Source organism: Parafrankia soli, from assembly GCF_001854695.1.
In the GTDB taxonomy this organism is placed as follows: domain Bacteria; phylum Actinomycetota; class Actinomycetes; order Frankiales; family Frankiaceae; genus Parafrankia; species Parafrankia soli.
The window spans coordinates 26,037-42,664 of sequence record NZ_MAXA01000202.1 but is presented as its reverse complement, the minus strand read 5'-3'; the positions used below and the strand labels follow the sequence as shown (position 1 = coordinate 42,664).

The 16,628-nt window shown below is 75.9% G+C and carries 8 protein-coding genes; all 8 read right to left on the bottom strand.

What is annotated here, in order from left to right; genetic code table 11:
* Nucleotides 1-106: 106 nt before the first annotated feature.
* The 8 genes from BBK14_RS15680 to BBK14_RS15645 all read right to left on the bottom strand — a co-directional run bounded on the left by BBK14_RS15680 (nucleotide 107) and on the right by BBK14_RS15645 (nucleotide 16,627).
* On the bottom strand, nucleotides 107-1,453 hold the full coding sequence (locus BBK14_RS15680) for an acetyl-CoA carboxylase biotin carboxylase subunit (RefSeq protein WP_071063226.1): 1,347 nt from the start codon (nucleotides 1,451-1,453) through the stop codon (nucleotides 107-109).
* Nucleotides 1,450-2,073, bottom strand: coding sequence for an acetyl-CoA carboxylase biotin carboxyl carrier protein (locus BBK14_RS15675; RefSeq protein ID WP_071063224.1), 624 nt, complete (start codon nucleotides 2,071-2,073; stop codon nucleotides 1,450-1,452). The genes BBK14_RS15680 and BBK14_RS15675 overlap by 4 nt, the downstream gene beginning before the upstream one ends.
* Entirely contained in the window at nucleotides 2,070-3,914 is a 1,845-nt protein-coding gene (gene accD / locus BBK14_RS15670) for an acetyl-CoA carboxylase, carboxyltransferase subunit beta (RefSeq protein ID WP_071063222.1), read from the bottom strand. The genes BBK14_RS15675 and accD overlap by 4 nt, the downstream gene beginning before the upstream one ends.
* On the bottom strand, nucleotides 3,911-5,563 hold the full coding sequence (locus tag BBK14_RS15665; protein WP_071063220.1) for a PfaD family polyunsaturated fatty acid/polyketide biosynthesis protein: 1,653 nt from the start codon (nucleotides 5,561-5,563) through the stop codon (nucleotides 3,911-3,913). The genes accD and BBK14_RS15665 overlap by 4 nt, the downstream gene beginning before the upstream one ends.
* Nucleotides 5,557-7,833: a hotdog family protein gene (locus tag BBK14_RS15660; protein WP_071063218.1), complete on the bottom strand. Its 2,277-nt coding sequence runs from the start codon at nucleotides 7,831-7,833 to the stop codon at nucleotides 5,557-5,559. The genes BBK14_RS15665 and BBK14_RS15660 overlap by 7 nt, the downstream gene beginning before the upstream one ends.
* Nucleotides 7,830-14,759 carry an SDR family NAD(P)-dependent oxidoreductase gene (locus BBK14_RS15655; RefSeq protein WP_420849160.1) on the bottom strand — a complete coding sequence of 2,310 codons (6,930 nt, stop codon included), beginning with the start codon at nucleotides 14,757-14,759 and terminating at the stop codon, nucleotides 7,830-7,832. The genes BBK14_RS15660 and BBK14_RS15655 overlap by 4 nt, the downstream gene beginning before the upstream one ends.
* 216 nt (nucleotides 14,760-14,975) lie before the next feature.
* Nucleotides 14,976-15,632 carry an SGNH/GDSL hydrolase family protein gene (locus BBK14_RS15650; RefSeq protein WP_071063216.1) on the bottom strand — a complete coding sequence of 219 codons (657 nt, stop codon included), beginning with the start codon at nucleotides 15,630-15,632 and terminating at the stop codon, nucleotides 14,976-14,978.
* Entirely contained in the window at nucleotides 15,629-16,627 is a 999-nt protein-coding gene (locus BBK14_RS15645; RefSeq protein ID WP_071063214.1) for an alpha/beta hydrolase family protein, read from the bottom strand. Before BBK14_RS15645 ends, BBK14_RS15650 begins: the two co-directional genes overlap by 4 nt.
* Nucleotide 16,628: the final 1 nt, after the last annotated feature.

Genomic DNA, 16,628 nt, shown 5'->3' with positions numbered 1-16,628 from the left:
GCGGGCTCCCCGGCCCGGGCCAGCCCCGGCTTGGCTCGCCCCTGCCCCGGGTGCCTGGGCAGGCCACCCCGGCATCCGGGCCCCTGCGCCGGTGTCGGTTCTCTGGTCAGCGGGTCAGGGACTCGATCAGGACGGTGTCGTGTTCGGCGGCGACGAAGCGGGGGTGGTCGAGCAGCTCGCGCAGGAAGCCCGTGGTGGTGACGACACCGGGACCGTCAGCGTGCAGTTCGTCGAGTGCACGGCGCATCCGGGCCAGGGCCCGCGGGCGGTCAGGGGCCCAGACGACCACCTTCGCCACCAACGAGTCGTAGTAGGCCGGGATGCGGTACCCGGGGGCGGCGTGCGTGTCGACGCGGACGAACGGGCCGGCCGGGACGGTGAACTCGGTGAGCGAACCCGGCGCGGGGGCGAAGTCGCGACGCGGGTCCTCGGCGTTGATCCGGCACTCGATCGACACCCCGCGCGGGTCGACGTCGTCCTGGCCGTAGCCCAGCGGCTCGCCCGCGGCGATCCGGATCTGCTCGGCGACCAGGTCGAGCCCGGTGACCATCTCGGTGACCGGGTGCTCCACCTGCAGCCGGCAGTTGACCTCCATGAAGTAGAACCGGCCCTCGCCGTCCACGAGGAACTCGAAGGTGCCCGCGCCGACATACCCGCTGGCCAGGGTGCCGCGCACGGCCGCCGCGCACAGCGGCTCGACGATCTCGGCCGGCAGGGCCGGCGCCGGGGTCTCCTCGACCAGCTTCTGGTGCCGGCGCTGCAGCGAGCAGTCCCGGGCGCCCAGGTGGACGGCCGCGCCGTGCGCATCGGCGAGCACCTGGACCTCGACGTGCCGCGCCGAGGCCAGGTAACGCTCGACGTACAGGCGGCCGTCCCCGAACACCGCCTGGGCGGTGGAGCGGGTGTGCCGGTAGGCGCGCTCGAAGCCGTCCGGATCGTGCACGACGCTCATCCCGCGCCCGCCGCCGCCGGCCGCCGCCTTGATGATGACCGGGTAGCCGATCTCGGCCGCCACCTGCGCGGCCTGTTCGGGGTGGTCGGGGGTGTCCCGGCTGCCGGGCAGCAGGGGCAGCCCGGCCTCGGACATGATCCGACGGGCGACGGCCTTGTCACCGAGGCGGGCCATCACCTCGGCCGGCGGGCCGATGAACGTCAGGCCCTCGGCCGCGCAGATCTCGGCGAAGTCGGGATTCTCGGAGAGGAACCCGTACCCGGGGTGGACGGCGTCGGCGCCGCGGATACGGGCGGCCTCGACGACCGCCGGGATGTTGAGGTAGCTGTCCCGGGACGGCCCCGGGCCGATCTGGACGGACTCGTCGGCGAAGGAGACGACGGCGGAGTCCCGGTCCGCCGACGAGTGGGCGGCCACGGTGGCGATGCCCAGCTCGCGGCAGGTGCGCGCGACCCGCAGCGCGATCTCCCCGCGGTTCGCGATCAGGACCTTCTTGATCACGAGGTCCCGCCGGTGGACGTGGCGACGTCGAGGGTGAGCAGCGGTTCGCCGTACTCCACCGGGGTGGTGTCGGCGACCAGGATCTCCCGGACCCGCCCACCGCGCTCCGCCTCGACCGGGATCATAAGCTTCATCGCCTCGATGATCCCGACCTGCTGGCCGGCGACGACGGTGTCCCCGGGGCGGACGAACGGGTCCGCGCCCGGCTCGGGCGCGTGGTAGAAGACGCCGACGGTGTGTGCAGGGATGACGAACGCGAGTGCGTCGTCGTCCGCCGGACCGGCCGGTGCCGCGGCACCAACACCGGCGTCAGCGCCCGACGCGGCGGAACCGTTGGTGTCGCTGGGCGCGGCGCTGACTGAGCCGAGACCGCCGGAGCCGTTGGCCTGCGGGGGCGTGCTGTGTTGACCGGGACCGTCGGAGCCGGTGGTCCCGCCCGGCCCGGCCCAGTCGACCTCCAGGGAGACGTCGCCGACGGTCACCCGCACCCGGCTGACCGGCCGCGCGCCGCGCGCGCCGACCTCCAGCGCCTCCTGGCGCAGCACCGCCAGCACCGTGCCGATGTCACCGTGCCCGTTCGCCGTCGTCGTGGACCGGCCGTTGGCCGTGGACGTGGTCATGACGCGCGCCTCGCATCGTCGAGATCGGCATGGGTCCGTCCCGCGCCGAGTGGTGGACGTGCCGCCGGGACGACGGGAGCCGGGGCGGCCCCGCCCGCCGGGGCCGGGGTACCGAAACGGCGGAACCGGGCCCGTCGGGCCGTCACCAGCGTCGGCGGGTCCAGCGGCGTCAGCTCGGCGAGCGCGCCGGTGAGAGCGGCCCGCAGCGCGTCGGCGGCGGCCAGCGGGTCGACGTCCGCGCCGCCGTCGGGCTCGGGGACGACCCCGTCGACGATCCCGGCGGCCAGCAGCGCGCGGGCGTCGACCCGCAGCGCCGCGGCCGCGTCCGGCCCGGCCGCCGGGTCCTTCCACAGGATGGCGGCGCAGCCCTCGGGGCTGATCACCGAGTAGATCGCGTTCGCGCACATCAGCACCCGGTTGGCGACGGCCAGGGCCAGCGCCCCGCCGCTGCCGCCCTCGCCGGTCACGACGGCGACGACGGGCACGGGCAGCCCGGCCATCACCCGCAGGTTCTCGGCGATGGCGACGGCCTGCCCGTTCTGCTCGGCCTCGATGCCGGGGTGCGCGCCGGCGGTGTCGATGAGGGTGATCACCGGCAGGCCCAGCTTGGCGGCCAGCCGCATCACCCGCGCGGCCTTGCGGTAGCCGCCGGGCGAGGGCATGCCGTAGGAGCGGGCGGCGAGCTCGGTGGCGGTGTGGCCCTTCTGCGTGCCGATGACGACGACGGGCGTCCCGTCGAGGCGGCCGAGCCCGGCGACCATCGCCGGGCAGTCGGTGGCGGCCCGGTCGCCGTGCAGCTCGGTCCAGTCCTCGACCAGCGCGCCGATGTAGTCCAGCGTGCTGGGCCGGCCCAGCCTGCGGGCGAGCCGCACGGCCTCCCACGGATGGCGGTCCGCCAGCCGCGCCGGATCCCGCACCACACCGTCACCGCCGTGGCTTGCGCCGCGGCTGTCGCCGGCACCGCGCCCGTCGCCAGCGCTGTGCCCGTCGCCGGGCGTGACCGGCGCGGTGCCGGGGCGGCGGGTGGCGACGCCGAACAGGCGGGCCAGCGTCGGGCGCAGCTGCGCCCGCGGGCTGATCAGGTCGACGACGCCGTGCGCCAGCAGGAACTCCGCGGTCTGGAAGCCGGGTGGCAGCGTCTGCCGGATGGTCTGCTCGATCACCCGCGCCCCGGCGAAACCGAGCCGTGCCCCGGGCTCGGCGACGATGACGTCGGTCAGCGTCGCGAACGAGGCCGCGACCCCGCCGAACGTCGGGTCGGTGATGAGGGAGACGGTGAGGATGCCGGCCTCGTCGAGTTGGCCGATCGCCTGGGCCGTCTTCGCCATCTGCATCAGCGACAGCGCGCCCTCCTGCATCCGCGCGCCGCCGGAGGCGGTCACCAGCAGCAGCGGGGTGCGCTCGCGCAGCGCGATCTCACAGGCGCCGGTGATCGCCTCGCCGACGGCGGCGCCGAGGCTGCCGCCGAGGAAGCGGAAGTCCATCACCGCGGTGACGACCGGGGCACCCTCGATCCGTCCGCGGGCCACCACGACCCCCTCGGGCAGCCCGGTGGACGCCCGAGCCGAGCGCAGCCGGTCGGCGTACGGGCGGGTGTCGACGAACTGCAGCGGGTCGGCCGCGGTGACCGGGGTGTCGACCACCTCGACGGAGTCCTCGTCGAGCAGCAGCGCGATCCGCTGCGTCGCGGTCAGCCGGGCGTGCCAGCCGCATTCGGGGCAGACGTGCCCGCCGCGGGCGAACCGCCGGCCGTAGATCATCCGGCGGCAGCCGTCGCAGACGAGCCATTCCGCCGTCCCGAGATCCGCCTCGGGCCGTTGCCGGGTTGCCGATGCTGTCATGGTGCCTGCTCTCCCGGATCGGAATCTGGTCGCGGCAGGTGCGGCCGCGGCACGTAGGTCGTGGCGAGCGCCGGCAGCCGGACGCCGGCCTGGGCCAGCGCGGCGGCCCGGCTGGTGAACGCGGCGCCGCGCATCAGCTCGGCGGCGATCACGGCGGCGTGCCGGTTCGCCAGCGGCTCGAGCGCGCTGGCGCGCACCCAGGTGTTGAAGGCGCCCATCGCCGGGCCGCACCAGATCTGGTAGTCGGCGACCCGGTCCGGGACGCCGGTGATGCTCCAGCCCGACGACAGGCCGAGATACCAGCGGAAGACCAGCGCCATCCGCCGCTTCGGGCTCTCTCGGGCGCGTTCGATCTGCTCGGGGTCGCGGGTGCTGAAGAAGGTGACGGTGTCCGCCCAGACCTCGTCGAGGGACCGGCGGAAGATCCGCTGTTCCAGGCCGGCGCGCTCGTCGGCGGGGATCTCGTCGAGCCCGTCGAAACGGCGGTACAGGTCGTAGAGCCGGCGGGCCTTCGACGCGAACATGGTGCCCCGGCCGAGCACCTGGACGTCCGCGCCGATCTCGAACATGTCCGCCGACGGCGCCTGGACGCAGTCGGTGACCCCGGCCTGCGCCAGCAGCGTCTTGGTGGCCGGCGACTGCGCCGCCTCGACGGAGGCCTGGTTCACCGAGCCGGTGACCACGTAGTCGGCGCCGAGCGTGAACGCGGCGGCGACGGCGCGCGGGGTGCCGAGCCCGCCGGCCGCCCCGATCCGCACCGTGCGCGCCCCGGAGTCGCGGCGCAGGCTGGCGCGCAGCGCGAGCAGCTCGGGCAGCAGGACGGGCAGCGGCCGGCGGTCGGTGTGCCCGCCGGAGTCGGCCTCGCCGGTGATGTCGTCGGCCATCGCCACCGTCGCCGCCAGCTCCGCCTGCTCGGCGCTGACCAGCCCCTGCTCCACCAGCGGACGGACCAGCGCGGCCGGCGCGGGCCGCAGGAACAACTCGGCGACCTCGGTGCGCGACACCTTGGCGACGACCCGGTTGTCGGCGACGACCCGGCCGTCGGGGCCGCGGCGCAGCCCGGCGACCCGGTAGCGCACCACCTGCGGGGTGAGGTCCAGGAACGCCGACGCCTCGACGCAGCGCACCTGGTGGCGCAGGCAGGCGTCGACGACGTCGCGCTCCATCGCCGCCTCGGTCGGGCTGTGGATCAGGTTGCAGCCGAACGCCAGGCCCGGTGCCCGCCGGCGGATGTCGGCCAGCGCGTCGTCGACCCGGGCGGCGACGACGCCGGCCGCGCCGAACGAGGCCAGGAAGCCCGCCCGGGCCAGCGCGACGACCAGGTCGGCCGACGCGATGCCGTTAGCCATCGACCCGGCCATGTACGCCTGGGCGACCTGGTGGTCGCGGCGGAACGCCGGGGCGCCGAGGCGCTCCGGCGGCAGCGGGCCGACCGCGGCCAGGACCCGCCCGGCCGCCGCGGCGACCCGCTCGTCGCCGGTGACGCCGAGCCCAGCCGCGTCCTGCACGACGTAGCAGGGCCGCTCCAGATCGGCGAGCACCCGGTGGATGTCGGCCGGCCGCCGGGCGAGTGCCCCGGCCGCGCCGGGGTGGGCCGTGGCCGGCCGGGCCGCCGCGGCGCGGGGGGCGGGCGCGACCGGGGTCACCATGACGGCGCGCCCTCGTCACGCAGCTCCACGGCCACGTCAATCAGCTCGTAGATGCGCATCGTCGGCTTCCACAGGCTCGCGTCGGCGGTGACGCGGACCCGTCCGGGCCGGTGGCTGACGTCCTTGATGTGCACCTCCAGGGTGAACGTCCCGTCGGTGGGCAGGAGCTGGCCGCGGTACTTCCACTGCAGGGGCACGCCCACGGGTAGCACGAACCCGGGCCGGGTGAGGCCGGCGAGGTGCCCGGCGTCGATGACCCACTCCTGCATGGCCTGGATGACCGCCTCCACCCCGAGCGAGCCGGGGATGACCGGGTCGAGGTAGAAGTGCCGGGCGAAGAACCAGTCCGCCGGGTCGATCGGCCGCACGGCGCGCAGGTAGCCCTGCCCGAACCGGCCGCCGCCGTCCACCACCTCGACGTCGTCGAGCAGCGCCAGGTGGCCGCGGGCGCACAGCGGCGCGGCCGGGTCGGCGCGGCGGGCGGCCACATCGATCATCCGGATCGGTGGGCGCTCCCGTTCGTCGAGCGCGTCCAGCCAGGTCGGCTCGAGGCGGCCGCCGTCCAGGCCGGTCTGGCGGGCCAGCGCCGGGGCGTTGAAGTAGCCGAACATCGACTCGCCGGTGTAGAACGGCTCGCCGTCGACGGCGAGCTCGTAGGAGAAGTCCTGCAGGGCCGTGCCGGGCATCGGGTTGGTCGACAGCAGCGTCGAGTGCTGGCGGATCGTGGCGTCGCGCAGGTCGACCTCCCGCAGCACGGTCGCGCTGCCGCCGAGGTTGCGCAGGCTGTAGTCCTCCGCCGGCTCGGCCAGCGTGGCGCCGAGGTAGTAGCCCAGCATCAGCGCGGCCTGCAGGCTGGTCTCCATGTAGACGCAGTTCGGCATGGACGCGTTCGCCGTCTCGGTGAAGTACCAGCAGTCGGCCGCCGCGTCGTACTCGGTGACGTGCGTCGCCCCGCCGCGCAGGTCACCGCGCCGCGAGTCCATCGCCATCACCCGGTCGACGAGGCGCAGGCCGCCGCCGGGCAGCCGGGTCGCACGTCGCCCCCGGTAGGCGGCGAACTCGGGCCCGAGGCCGACGCCCTGGTCGCCGCGTGCGCAGTGGGCCATGTGGAACTCGCTGAGCAGCGCCCGCTCGCCGGCCGCGGTGCGCCGGCCCAGGAACGCGGTGACGGCCCCGCCGTGGTCGGCGCCGACCGGCGCGCCCGGCCGCTCCCGCACGGTGACCGCGACGTCGCGGACCTCGGCGACCAGCCGGCCGCCCGCGTGGACCAGCGCGCGCACGGCGAGCCAGGGCCGCGGGATCAGGTCGATGGCGGTGACGTCGAGGACGAGCTCGCCGCCGGTGCCGTCCCAGCCCCCGCCGTCGGCGGTGAGGGCCACCGTCGGGGCGGGCGGCCGCGCGCCGGTGCGCGGGCCGCCGTCGGCGTCCTCGGCCGGCGGGCCGGCGACGAACCGGGCGTCCGCCAGGCACAGGTGCAGGCCGGCGTAGAGGGCGAACACCTTGGCGGCCTGCGCGGCCGCCGCCTGGAGCGCGTCGGCCAGCGAACCGGACCCGGCCGCTCCGGCGAACGAGCCGGGCGCGGCCGTGCCGGGCAGCGCACGCAGCCCGGCGTGCAGCGAGCCCGCGGTGCGGCTCCCGCCGCGCAGCCGCAGGTCCGCCACCCAGGTGAGCAGGGCCGCCTCGCCGGGGTCGGTGAGCCGAACGTCCGGGTTGACGCCCTCCTGGTCGTAGGCCGGGCCGAAGACGCCGGCCACCTCGCCGCGGCTCAGCGCGGCCAGGTCGGCGTCGGTGAGCTCCCGGCGCCCGGAGCGGGCGAGCGGCTTGAACGCCGCCTCCGTCGTGACCGGATCCGTCGGCGCGACGTCCGGAGCAACCGGCCCGGCCGCCACAGCTGGAACGCCCGCGGCCGCGGCGGCCGGCGGAAGGACGAGCGCCTGCGAGCCGGCTGCCAACGGCCGGCCGGGACCCGCGAGAGTGAGCCGGGTGAGCGCGAGCTGCGCGTTCAGCGCCGACTCGTGGGCGGCCACCACGACCGCGCGCACCTCGCGGACGACATCCGCGATCCGCGGTGCGGGGCCGGCCGCCGCCGCGGCGGGTTGCGGGGCCGTGGGCGGCGCTGGCGTGGGTGGTGCTGGTGTGGACGGCGCCGCGGCTGTCGGTCCCATGGCGGTCAGTCGCAGGCTGTCGAAGGGCTCCCCGTAGAACGACAGTTCGTCGTCCTCCGCGACGAACGGTGTCGCGAGGGCCGGTCCGGTCATCTCGACTGTCATGCGGACACCTCCTTCTTGTGCCAGCTCGCGGTGCCCTCGGCGAACTTCGCGGCCATGTCGGGCGTCCCGACCATCGCCACGTCGTGCAGGCGGACGAGGATCCGCCCGTCGCGCCCGACCGCGGTCACCCGGTTGGTGACCCCGGTGTCGCGCACCACCGCGCCGTCGATCACCACGGCGAACGGCTCGCCGGCGGGCAGCGGCGCGCGGTAGTCGATCCGGCCGACTGCCAGCGGCAGGCATGCCTGGCCGGTCAGCCACCGGCCGAGCACGGACGGGCCGTGCAGCAGCAGGTCGGCCAGCACCGGGTCGTGCAGGGCGCCGGCGAACGCGCCCCGGCCCACCTCCGCGCCGTCCAGGCGGCATTCGACGACCAGCCGGTCGTCGCCGCGCGCCACGATCCGTCGGATGCCCTGCAGCAGCGGGCCGTGGAACAGCGTCGCGCCGGTGTAGATCTCCAGGCCGTCCTCGGGGCCGGGCGCCGTCCACTCGGCTTCGAGCCGGGGCCAGTCCTCGACCTCGGCGGGAGCCGGCGGGGCGGCGGCGAGCACCAGCGTGGCGGCGTAGCGCGACAGCCCGGCCGGCAACGCGCCGGGGCTGCGCACGCTCGCCTTCACGACGACCCGTCCGCCCGTGCCGGCGCCCTCGCGCTCGGCCGCCGCGGTGTGCACCTGGAACGCCAGCTCGCCCGTCCCGTCGAACACGACGCCCTTGTGGACGTCGAACCCGCGGGCCTCGACCACCGTCAGCCCCGGGTGGGCCCGCTCGACCACGTTGACCAGCCAGCCGAGCCCGAACGTCGCCGGCAGGACGGGGAAGCCGCCTACCTGGTGGTCCCGGATGACCGGGTGCTCGGCGATCTCGCGCAGCTCGCGGCGGGCGACCAGCGCCGGGGCGGGGCGGACGTCGGACCCGCCGGTCAGCGCCTCGGCGGAGCCGACCAGGACGCACACGTCGTCCACCCGGGCCGGCTCGAACTGCTCGGCGAACGCCTCGGCGCCCGCCGTCCGGTCGATCAGGGCGACGCCGCGGGAGCGGAAGAGCTCCCGCAGGTCGGCGTCGACCATGCCGCCGTCCCAGGCACCCCAGTCGATCGCGGTGACGTGCCGGCCGCGGTCGGCGTGCTTCCAACCCGCGGCGAGGCGGCCCAGCGCCTCGTTCGCCGCGGCGTAGTCGGCCTGGCCGGGATTGCCCATCAGCCCGGCCACCGAGGCGAACAGCACCAGGTGGCGCAGGGGCGAGCCCGGCCCGTCGCCGAGCGCGTCGAGGACGTTGCGCAGCCCGGTCAGCTTGGGCGTGAGCACGCGGCGGACCGCGTCGGGCGTCTTGGCGGTCAGCGCGCTGTCGGCCAGCGCGCCCGCGCCGTGCACCAGGGCGGCGGCGCGGCCCCGGTAGGGCTCCAGCGCGGCGCGCACCGCGTCCCGGTCGGCGATGTCCACGGCCAGGTACTCGGCGTCGGAGCCGGCCGCGGTGAGCGCGGCCAGGGTGTCCCGGATCTCCCTGCGGGCCAGGACGTCGCGGCGGGCCGCCTCGGCCTGGCGGGGCGTCGGGCGCGGCCCGCCAGGACCGGCCTGCGCGGCCAGGGCCGCCGCGGCGGCGGCGAGCAGGCCGCCGTCGGCGACGCCGGTCGCCCACTCGGGGTCGCTGTCGGCCGCCGTGCGGCCGAGCAGGACGAACCGGGCCCGGGTCCGCGCCGCGAGGGCACGCACGCAGTCCGCGGTGACCCCGCGTGCCCCGCCGGTCACGACGATGATGTCGTCGGGGCCGAGGACCGGGAGGGTGGCGCCGGTGCCGGCCTCCCGGTCCTCGGCCTGTGCGGCCCGGTCGCCGAAGGGCCCGGGCCGGACGGTCCAGCGCGCTCCCGTCGCGTCCAGGCCTACCTCGGCCAGGTCGGTCGCCGCGTCCCACAGCTCGGTGAGAACCAGCTCCGCGACCGCGGCCGGGGCGTGGGCGGGGTGGAGGTCCAACGCGCGGCAGAACAGCGCAGGCTCCTCGCGCAGCAGCGTCTTGACCACGCCTGCCGCACCGCCGACGAGGCGCTCCACCGCCGGCGCGTCGCCGCGCAGTCCCAGGCCGCCGTCCAGCCGGGTGACGGCGCAGAACGCCGCCCGCCCGCCGCGCGCCGCGGCTCGCGACAGCGGCCCGGCGGCGTGCTTGGCGACCAGGACGGTGTCGGCGAGCCGCCGGATCCCCGCCGCCCAGGCGCCGTCGCCGCCGTTCGCGGCGATCAGCAGGGCGCACAGGTCGACGGCACCGTCGCCACCGAGCGCGCCGGCCAGGGCCTGCTCGACCTCGGCCGCGTCCCACCCGTCGAGCGGGTCGGCCTGCTCGGCGCCGTCGCCGGCCGTCCCGCCGTGGCCGGGCAGCCGCACGGTGCGGACGGCGAACCCGCGGGCGGTCAGCCCGTCGGCGAGTGCCGTCAGCTCAGGCGCCGGCGCGTCGTGGCCGGTCGCGTCGATGAGCACGGCGACCGGGTCGGCGCCGAACGGGGTGGCGCCGAGGATGTCGACCGGCGCCGCCGGCACCAGCTCGACCGGCCGGTGGGGCAGTACGGCGTCATCGCCGTGGCCGGCGGCGTGATGACCGTTCAGGCCGGCCGTTCCGGTCGGCTCACCTCCTTTCGGCTGATCTCCTTTTGGGGAGGTGCCGTTCGGGGCGCCGTCCGGGGCCGGGTTCACCGGACCCAGGGAGGTGAGGACGTAGTCGGTGATGTGGTTGAGGGTGCGCATTTCGGCGAGGGTTTCGGGGCCGGCGCTGGGGAGGGTGGGGAAGTGCTCCTGGAGGGCGCCGAGGATTTGGACTCGTTTGATGGAGTCGACGCCGAGGTCGGCTTCGAGGTCCATGCCGGTGTCGATCATTTCGGCGGGGTAGCCGGTGCGGTCGGCGACGACGCCGAGCAGCGCGGTGCGGACGGTGTCCGGGTCGACCCCGGGGGCTGCGGCGGGGCTGCCGTTGAGCGTGCTGTTCGGTGGCGTCGAAGCGGCTGGGGGTGCGCCGGCGGCGAGCGAGGTGAGGACGTAGTCGGTGATGTGGTTGAGGGTGCGCATTTCGGCGAGGGTTTCGGGGCCGGCGCTGGGGAGGGTGGGGAAGTGCTCCTGGAGGGCGCCGAGGATTTGGACTCGTTTGATGGAGTCGACGCCGAGGTCGGCTTCGAGGTCCATGCCGGTGTCGATCATTTCGGCGGGGTAGCCGGTGCGGTCGGCGACGACCCCGAGCAGCGCGGTACGCACCCCGGCCTCATCCGGCCCGGCCGCCGGCCGAGCCTCAGCCCCCTCTGAGGATGTGTGGCGGGTGAGTGAGTCCATGGACTCACTCACCCGCCACACATCGGCGGGGAGTGGGGCAGCGGCCGGTATCAGGGTGCCGGGCTGGTGGGGATGGTGGCCGTTGCCCGTCGGTTGAGCGGGTACCGCGACAGGGCCGGCGGAGTCGGCGGGCACCGTCGCGGGTGCGTCGGCGATCACCGGGGCGGGCACAGTGGGCGCGGCGGGCGGCGGTGCGAGGGCGGCCGGCCCGGCGGCGCTGGTGGAACGGGGGGCGAGCCCCACCCGGGCGGGCGCACCCGCGGCCGGCGCTGCCGGGGCATGCCCGCCTGCCGCGAGCTCGAGGCCGGCCAGCGCGGCGAGGACCTCGTTGGCGTGGACGTGTGCCCGACCCGCCGCGAGGCTCTGGTCCCGGACCTGCTCGACCGCGGCGGGCACCCAGCCGGCCTGGTCACCGTTCTGGGCGCCGTCGCGCAGCAGGCCCACCAGCTCCTCGGTGACCCGGAGCTGGCCGTCCAGGTAGCGCCCGTGCAGGTCGAGGTGCAGGGCGACGGCCTCACTGACCCCGGCGCCGGCCGGACCCGCGCCGAGCGCCGCGGCCGCCGGAACCGGCGCGGAGCCTGCGGGCCGGCCGGCGGCCGCGGGTGACCCGGCCACCGCGGGAACCGCGGGCAGCTCGGCCGCCGCCGGCGCGGCCGCGGTGAGCGCGGGCTGCGGGGCCGGAACCGGCTCGGCCGGGGCGGCGGGCGGCGTGGCCACGGCCGCCGGCCCGCCGTTCATGGCCGCCGCGACCGCGGAGACCTGGAAGCCGTCGGTCAGACCCGCCTGGTAAAGGGCCCGGCGGGACTGCGGCACGTACTCGGCGCCGGTGAGTGTGACCGTCATCGCCGCGCGCCGCGGCTGCTCGGTGTCGCCCTCGGCGCCGGCCGTCGCGTCGTGGCGGTTGATGTCCGCCAGCGGCAGGCCCAGCACGGCGAGCTGCACCGCGGCCTGCTTGAGCACGACGTCGCCGTCACGCAGCGGGCCGCCGTCGGTGGAGACGACCGTGACCGGCGCGTCGTCGAGGATGCGCCGGGTGAGCTGGGCCAGCACCTGCTTGGGGCCGAACTCGACGAARATGTTGCACCCGGCGGCGCGCATCGCCGTGACCCCGGCGACGAAGTCGACCGGGGCGAGCAGCTGGCCGGCGAGCACGGCCCGGTTCGCGTCGGCGTCGGGGCCGTAGGCGGCGCCCGCCGTGTTCGCGTACACCGGAGCGGCCGGGGCGCCGATGCGGGCCTGCGCCAGGTCCTGGGCGAACCGCTCGACCGCGTGGGCGACGTAGCGGGTGTGGAACGCGGCCGAGACGGGCAGCAGCCGGCCGGTCATCCCGCGCCGGGCCAGCTCCTCGACCACCGCCTCCACGGCCTGCGTCCCCCCGCCGACGACCACCTGGTCGGGGGCGTTGTTGTTGCACACGACGACGTCGGGGAAGTCGGTGAGGATCTCGGTGATCTGCTCCCGGCTCGCCTGGACGGCGGCCATCGTGCCCGGGTCGCCGCCGGCGGCGTTCCCGTCGCCGGCGTTCCCGCCGGTGGCCGGGTCCGGGGGCGCCATCGCGGCGCCGCGGGCCCGGGCCAGCCGGAAGAACTCGGTGTCGTCGAGGGCGCCGGCCGCCCACAGGGCGGTCAGCTCGCCGAAGCTGTGGCCGAGGTAGCCGGCGCAGTCCAGGCCGAGCTCCCGCAGGTAGCGGAACTGCCCGGCGGACAGCGCGCCGATCGCCGGCTGCGCGTACCGGGTGGCCCGCAGCCGTGACTCCTGTTCCTGGCGAACCTGCGGGTCCAGGACGGGCGGCGGGTACATCACGGCGGCCAGCCGCGCGTCGTCGTCGGCGAACACGGCGTTCGCGTCGTCGAGCGCCTGCGCGACGGTCGGGACGCCGAGGGCGGCGTCCAGGCCCATCTCCAGGTACTGGCTGCCCTGCCCGGCGAACAGCGCGCCCACCCGCGGGTCGGGCAGCGCCCGGCGGCGGTAGTACACGCCGGCCGGGTGCGTCCACTGCTCGGCATCGGGCGCCGCGGCCAGCTGCTCGAGCGCGATGCGGCGCAGGTCCGCGCCGTCGGCGGCCCCGCCGTCGGGGTTGGCGGCCGGGGTGACGAACCCGACCCTGGCATGGTCAGCGGGGATCAGTCCGTCGGTGGGCGGCTCGCCGGCGGCGAGGGCCGCGCGCAGCGCCGCCGGGTCGGGCGCGTGCCACAGCCAGGCGCGGGCGGTGCGGTGCAGCAGGCCGGTCGCGGGCCGCTCAGCCCGGTGCTCCTCCAGCACGACATGGAAGTTCGTCCCGCCGAAGCCCATCGCGGACGCCGCCGCGCGCCGCACCGGGCGCCGCGGGTCGCGGACCCACGGCCGGGTGTGGGTGTTGACGTACAGCGGGGTGTTGTCGTCGGCGAGCGGGCCGCTGGGCCGTTCGACGTTGATCGTCGGCGGCAGCGTCTTCTGGTAGAGGCTGAGCGCCAGCTTCATCAGGCTGGCGGTGCCGGCCGCGCCCTTGGTGTGCCCGATCTGCGACTTGACACTGCCGATCGCGGCGAAGCGGGCCTCGTCCCCGGCGGCCTCGCGCAGGATGGCGTCCAGCGCGGTCAGCTCGGTGCGGTCACCGACCGCGGTGCCGGTCGCGTGCGCCTCGAACAGCTCCACCGAGGCGGGCGAGCAGTCGGCGTCGGCGTAGGCGCGGCGCAGTGCGCGTTCCTGGCCCTCGGCCCGCGGCGCGTAGATGCTCTTCGAGCGCCCGTCGCTGGCCGAGCCGATGCCGCGGATGACCGCGTAGATCCGGTTGCCGTCGCGTTCGGCGTCGGCGAGGCGGCGCAGGGCGAGCATGCCGATGCCCTCGCCGATGAGCGTGCCGTCGGCGCCCTCGTCGAACGGGCGGATCCGGTCGGACTTCGACAGCGCCTGGGTCTTGCTGAAGCACATGTACCCGAAGATCGAGTTCTCGGTGTCGGCTCCACCGGCGATCATCATGTCGGCGCGGCCGTCGACCAGCTCGGCGATCGCCATCCGCACCGCGGAGAGCGAGGCCGCGCAGGCGGCGTCGACGGTGGAGTTCATCCCGCCGAGGCCGAGCCGGTTCGCGATCCGCCCGGCGGTGACGTTCGCCAGCAGACCGGGGAAGGAGTTCTCCTCCCAGGGCGCGAACGCCTCGGCGTAGCGGGTGGCGATGGCCTGCGCGTCGTCCTCGGTCAGCCCGCAGGCCCGCACGACCTCGCGCAGCACCGGCGTCGTCAGCCGGGCGGCGAGCGGGTGCATCAGCGGGACGGGCCCGGTCACACCGAGCACGACGCCGGTCGAGTCGGCGTCGTACCAGTCCGCCCCGTCAGCGAAGTGTGCCGAGTGGGCGCCGGCGTCGCGCAGCAGGTCGCGCGCGACGACGAGGCTCAGCGTCTGCAGGGTGCTGGTGACCTCGAGCTGGTTCGGGGGCAGCCCGAACTCCAGCGGGTCGAAGGCGACGTCGGGCACGAACCCGCCGCGCCGGGAGTACGTGCGGTCCGGCACGGTCGGGTCGGTGTCGTAGTAGTCGTCGATGTTCCAGCGACTGGCCGGGATGTCCTCGATGCAGTCCCGGGCGTCGACGATGTTCTGCCAGAACTCCCGGAAGTCGTGGGCGTGCGGGAAGAGGCCCGCCATTCCGACTATGGCGATGGGAGTGTCGGCCAGTCGCCGAGGCGGTCCGCTCTCGCTCACGATGACCCTTTCGGAACGTAAGTTCGGCTGGTTTCGGGCGCGCCGGACCAGCCGGACCGGCCGCACGGGCCGGGCTGGCTGGACGCGCTGTGCTCGCTGGACGTGCTGTGCTGAGCTGGGTGCGCGGGGGTGGTGGCGTTGGTGGGGCAGGTGGGTGGATCAGTAGGACAGCAGCCCGCCGCCCGCGCCGGCTCCGACACCCGCCGGCTCGCGGCCGACCGGCGCCATGCCGGTGTGGCGGCCGAGGTGGTCGGCCATGGTCTCGGCGAAGTGGCGGTGCCCGGCCGGGTTCGGGTGCAGCCCGTCCGGATCCCACAGCGCCCGGCCGCGCCACTCGGTGGCCGCGGCGATGTCCAGGCACACGGCGCCGGTGGCGGCCGCCGCCTCCTGCAGGTAGGCGTTGGCCTGCGCGAACCGGTCGCGCAGCAGCGCCCGGAAGGACGCCGGGACGGCCAGGTTCCCGGGAATGTCGGGATAGGTGGCGGTGAACAGCACGGTGTCCGGGCCGGCGAGCCGGCCGAGGACCGCGGCGAGGTTGCGCCGGAACCGGGCCGGCTCGTAGTCGCTGACCAGGTCGTTGACCCCGCCGATGACGCCGATCACGGTGGCCTTGGTGACCAGGGCGGCCGGCACCTGGTGCTCCAGGATGTGCCGCGTGGTGGCCTGGTGGGTGCCGAGGTTGCGGTAGCCGCCGTGCGGGATCCCGAACAGCTCGGCGAACCGGGGCACCCAGCCGGCGTAGCCGCCGCCGGGCCGCGGGTCGCCGCGGCCCTCCGCGAAGCTGTCACCCAGGACCGTCAGCCGTGTCCTGCTCATCGCCCGTTCCCCTCTCCACCGGCCTGCTCGGCGGGCAGTCGCCCGCTGGTGATCCAGCTCGCCGCGGCCCGGCCGATGACCGCGCTGTCCTTGATCCAGGCGAAGTGGTCGCGGTGGGCGACCCCGGAGGACTCCACGACGTGCCACCGGGTCAGCCGCGCCGCGGGCATCCGCGAGCAGAGGAAGTCCACGTTCGAGCTGGGACCGAGCCGGTCGTCGTCCAGCGAGATCGCCAGCACCCGCCGGTCCAGCGCGCGCAGCGCGTCGTCGTGGCGCCGCGTCGAGCCCCTGGGACGGCACCTGCTCGTCCGGGACTGGCGCGCCCAGTCGACCATCACCTGGCCGGCCATCGCGCCGCCGATGAGCATTCCGCCGGGCCAGTACCCGCGCACCCGGGCGACCAGGCCGATGGTCTGGATCTTCCAGAACGCCTCGAACCAGTTGCGACGTCCGAACGCCTTCCAGTACGGGGTGCCGGTGCCGATCGTCACGACGCCGGCGATCTCGCCCGGCGCGGCCGCCGCGTGGAAGAGGGCGAGCTGACCGCCGAGGCTGTGGCCGAACAGGTACAGCGGGGCCCCGGGGAAGCGGGCCCGGACGGCACCGACGGCCGCGGGCATGTCGACCTCGATCAGCTCGCGGTAGCCGAAGTTCGGCTGCTCGCGCAGGCCGGGCGTGCTCTCGCCGTACCCGCGCTGGTCGAGGGTGGCCACCGACAGGCCCGCCGCGAACAGAGCCCTGGCCATCGGCAGGTAGAACTTCGCCTTGAGGGCCATCGCCGGCAGCAGCAGCACGACGGGCGCCATCGGGTCGGGCTGCGCCATCGCCCGGACCATGAGTGTGATCCCGCTGGAGACCGGCACCGGCACCTTCTCCGGGCCGGCGGCCGCGCTCGGACGGGCGGCACCGGCACCGGCACCGGTGCCGCCGCTGGGAGCGGTGGGCGGTGCGGCTCCGGTGGGGTCGGCGGGGGTAGTCGACTCGGTGGTCGGCATC

Coding starts and splice junctions, on each gene's coding strand:
- BBK14_RS15675 (WP_071063224.1), bottom strand. CDS start 2,073: ATGACCACGTCCACGGCCAACGGCCGGTCCACGACGACGGCGAACGGG.
- accD (WP_071063222.1), bottom strand. CDS start 3,914: ATGACAGCATCGGCAACCCGGCAACGGCCCGAGGCGGATCTCGGGACG.
- BBK14_RS15665 (WP_071063220.1), bottom strand. CDS start 5,563: ATGGTGACCCCGGTCGCGCCCGCCCCCCGCGCCGCGGCGGCCCGGCCG.
- BBK14_RS15660 (WP_071063218.1), bottom strand. CDS start 7,833: ATGACAGTCGAGATGACCGGACCGGCCCTCGCGACACCGTTCGTCGCG.
- BBK14_RS15650 (WP_071063216.1), bottom strand. CDS start 15,632: ATGAGCAGGACACGGCTGACGGTCCTGGGTGACAGCTTCGCGGAGGGC.
- BBK14_RS15645 (WP_071063214.1), bottom strand. CDS start 16,627: ATGCCGACCACCGAGTCGACTACCCCCGCCGACCCCACCGGAGCCGCA.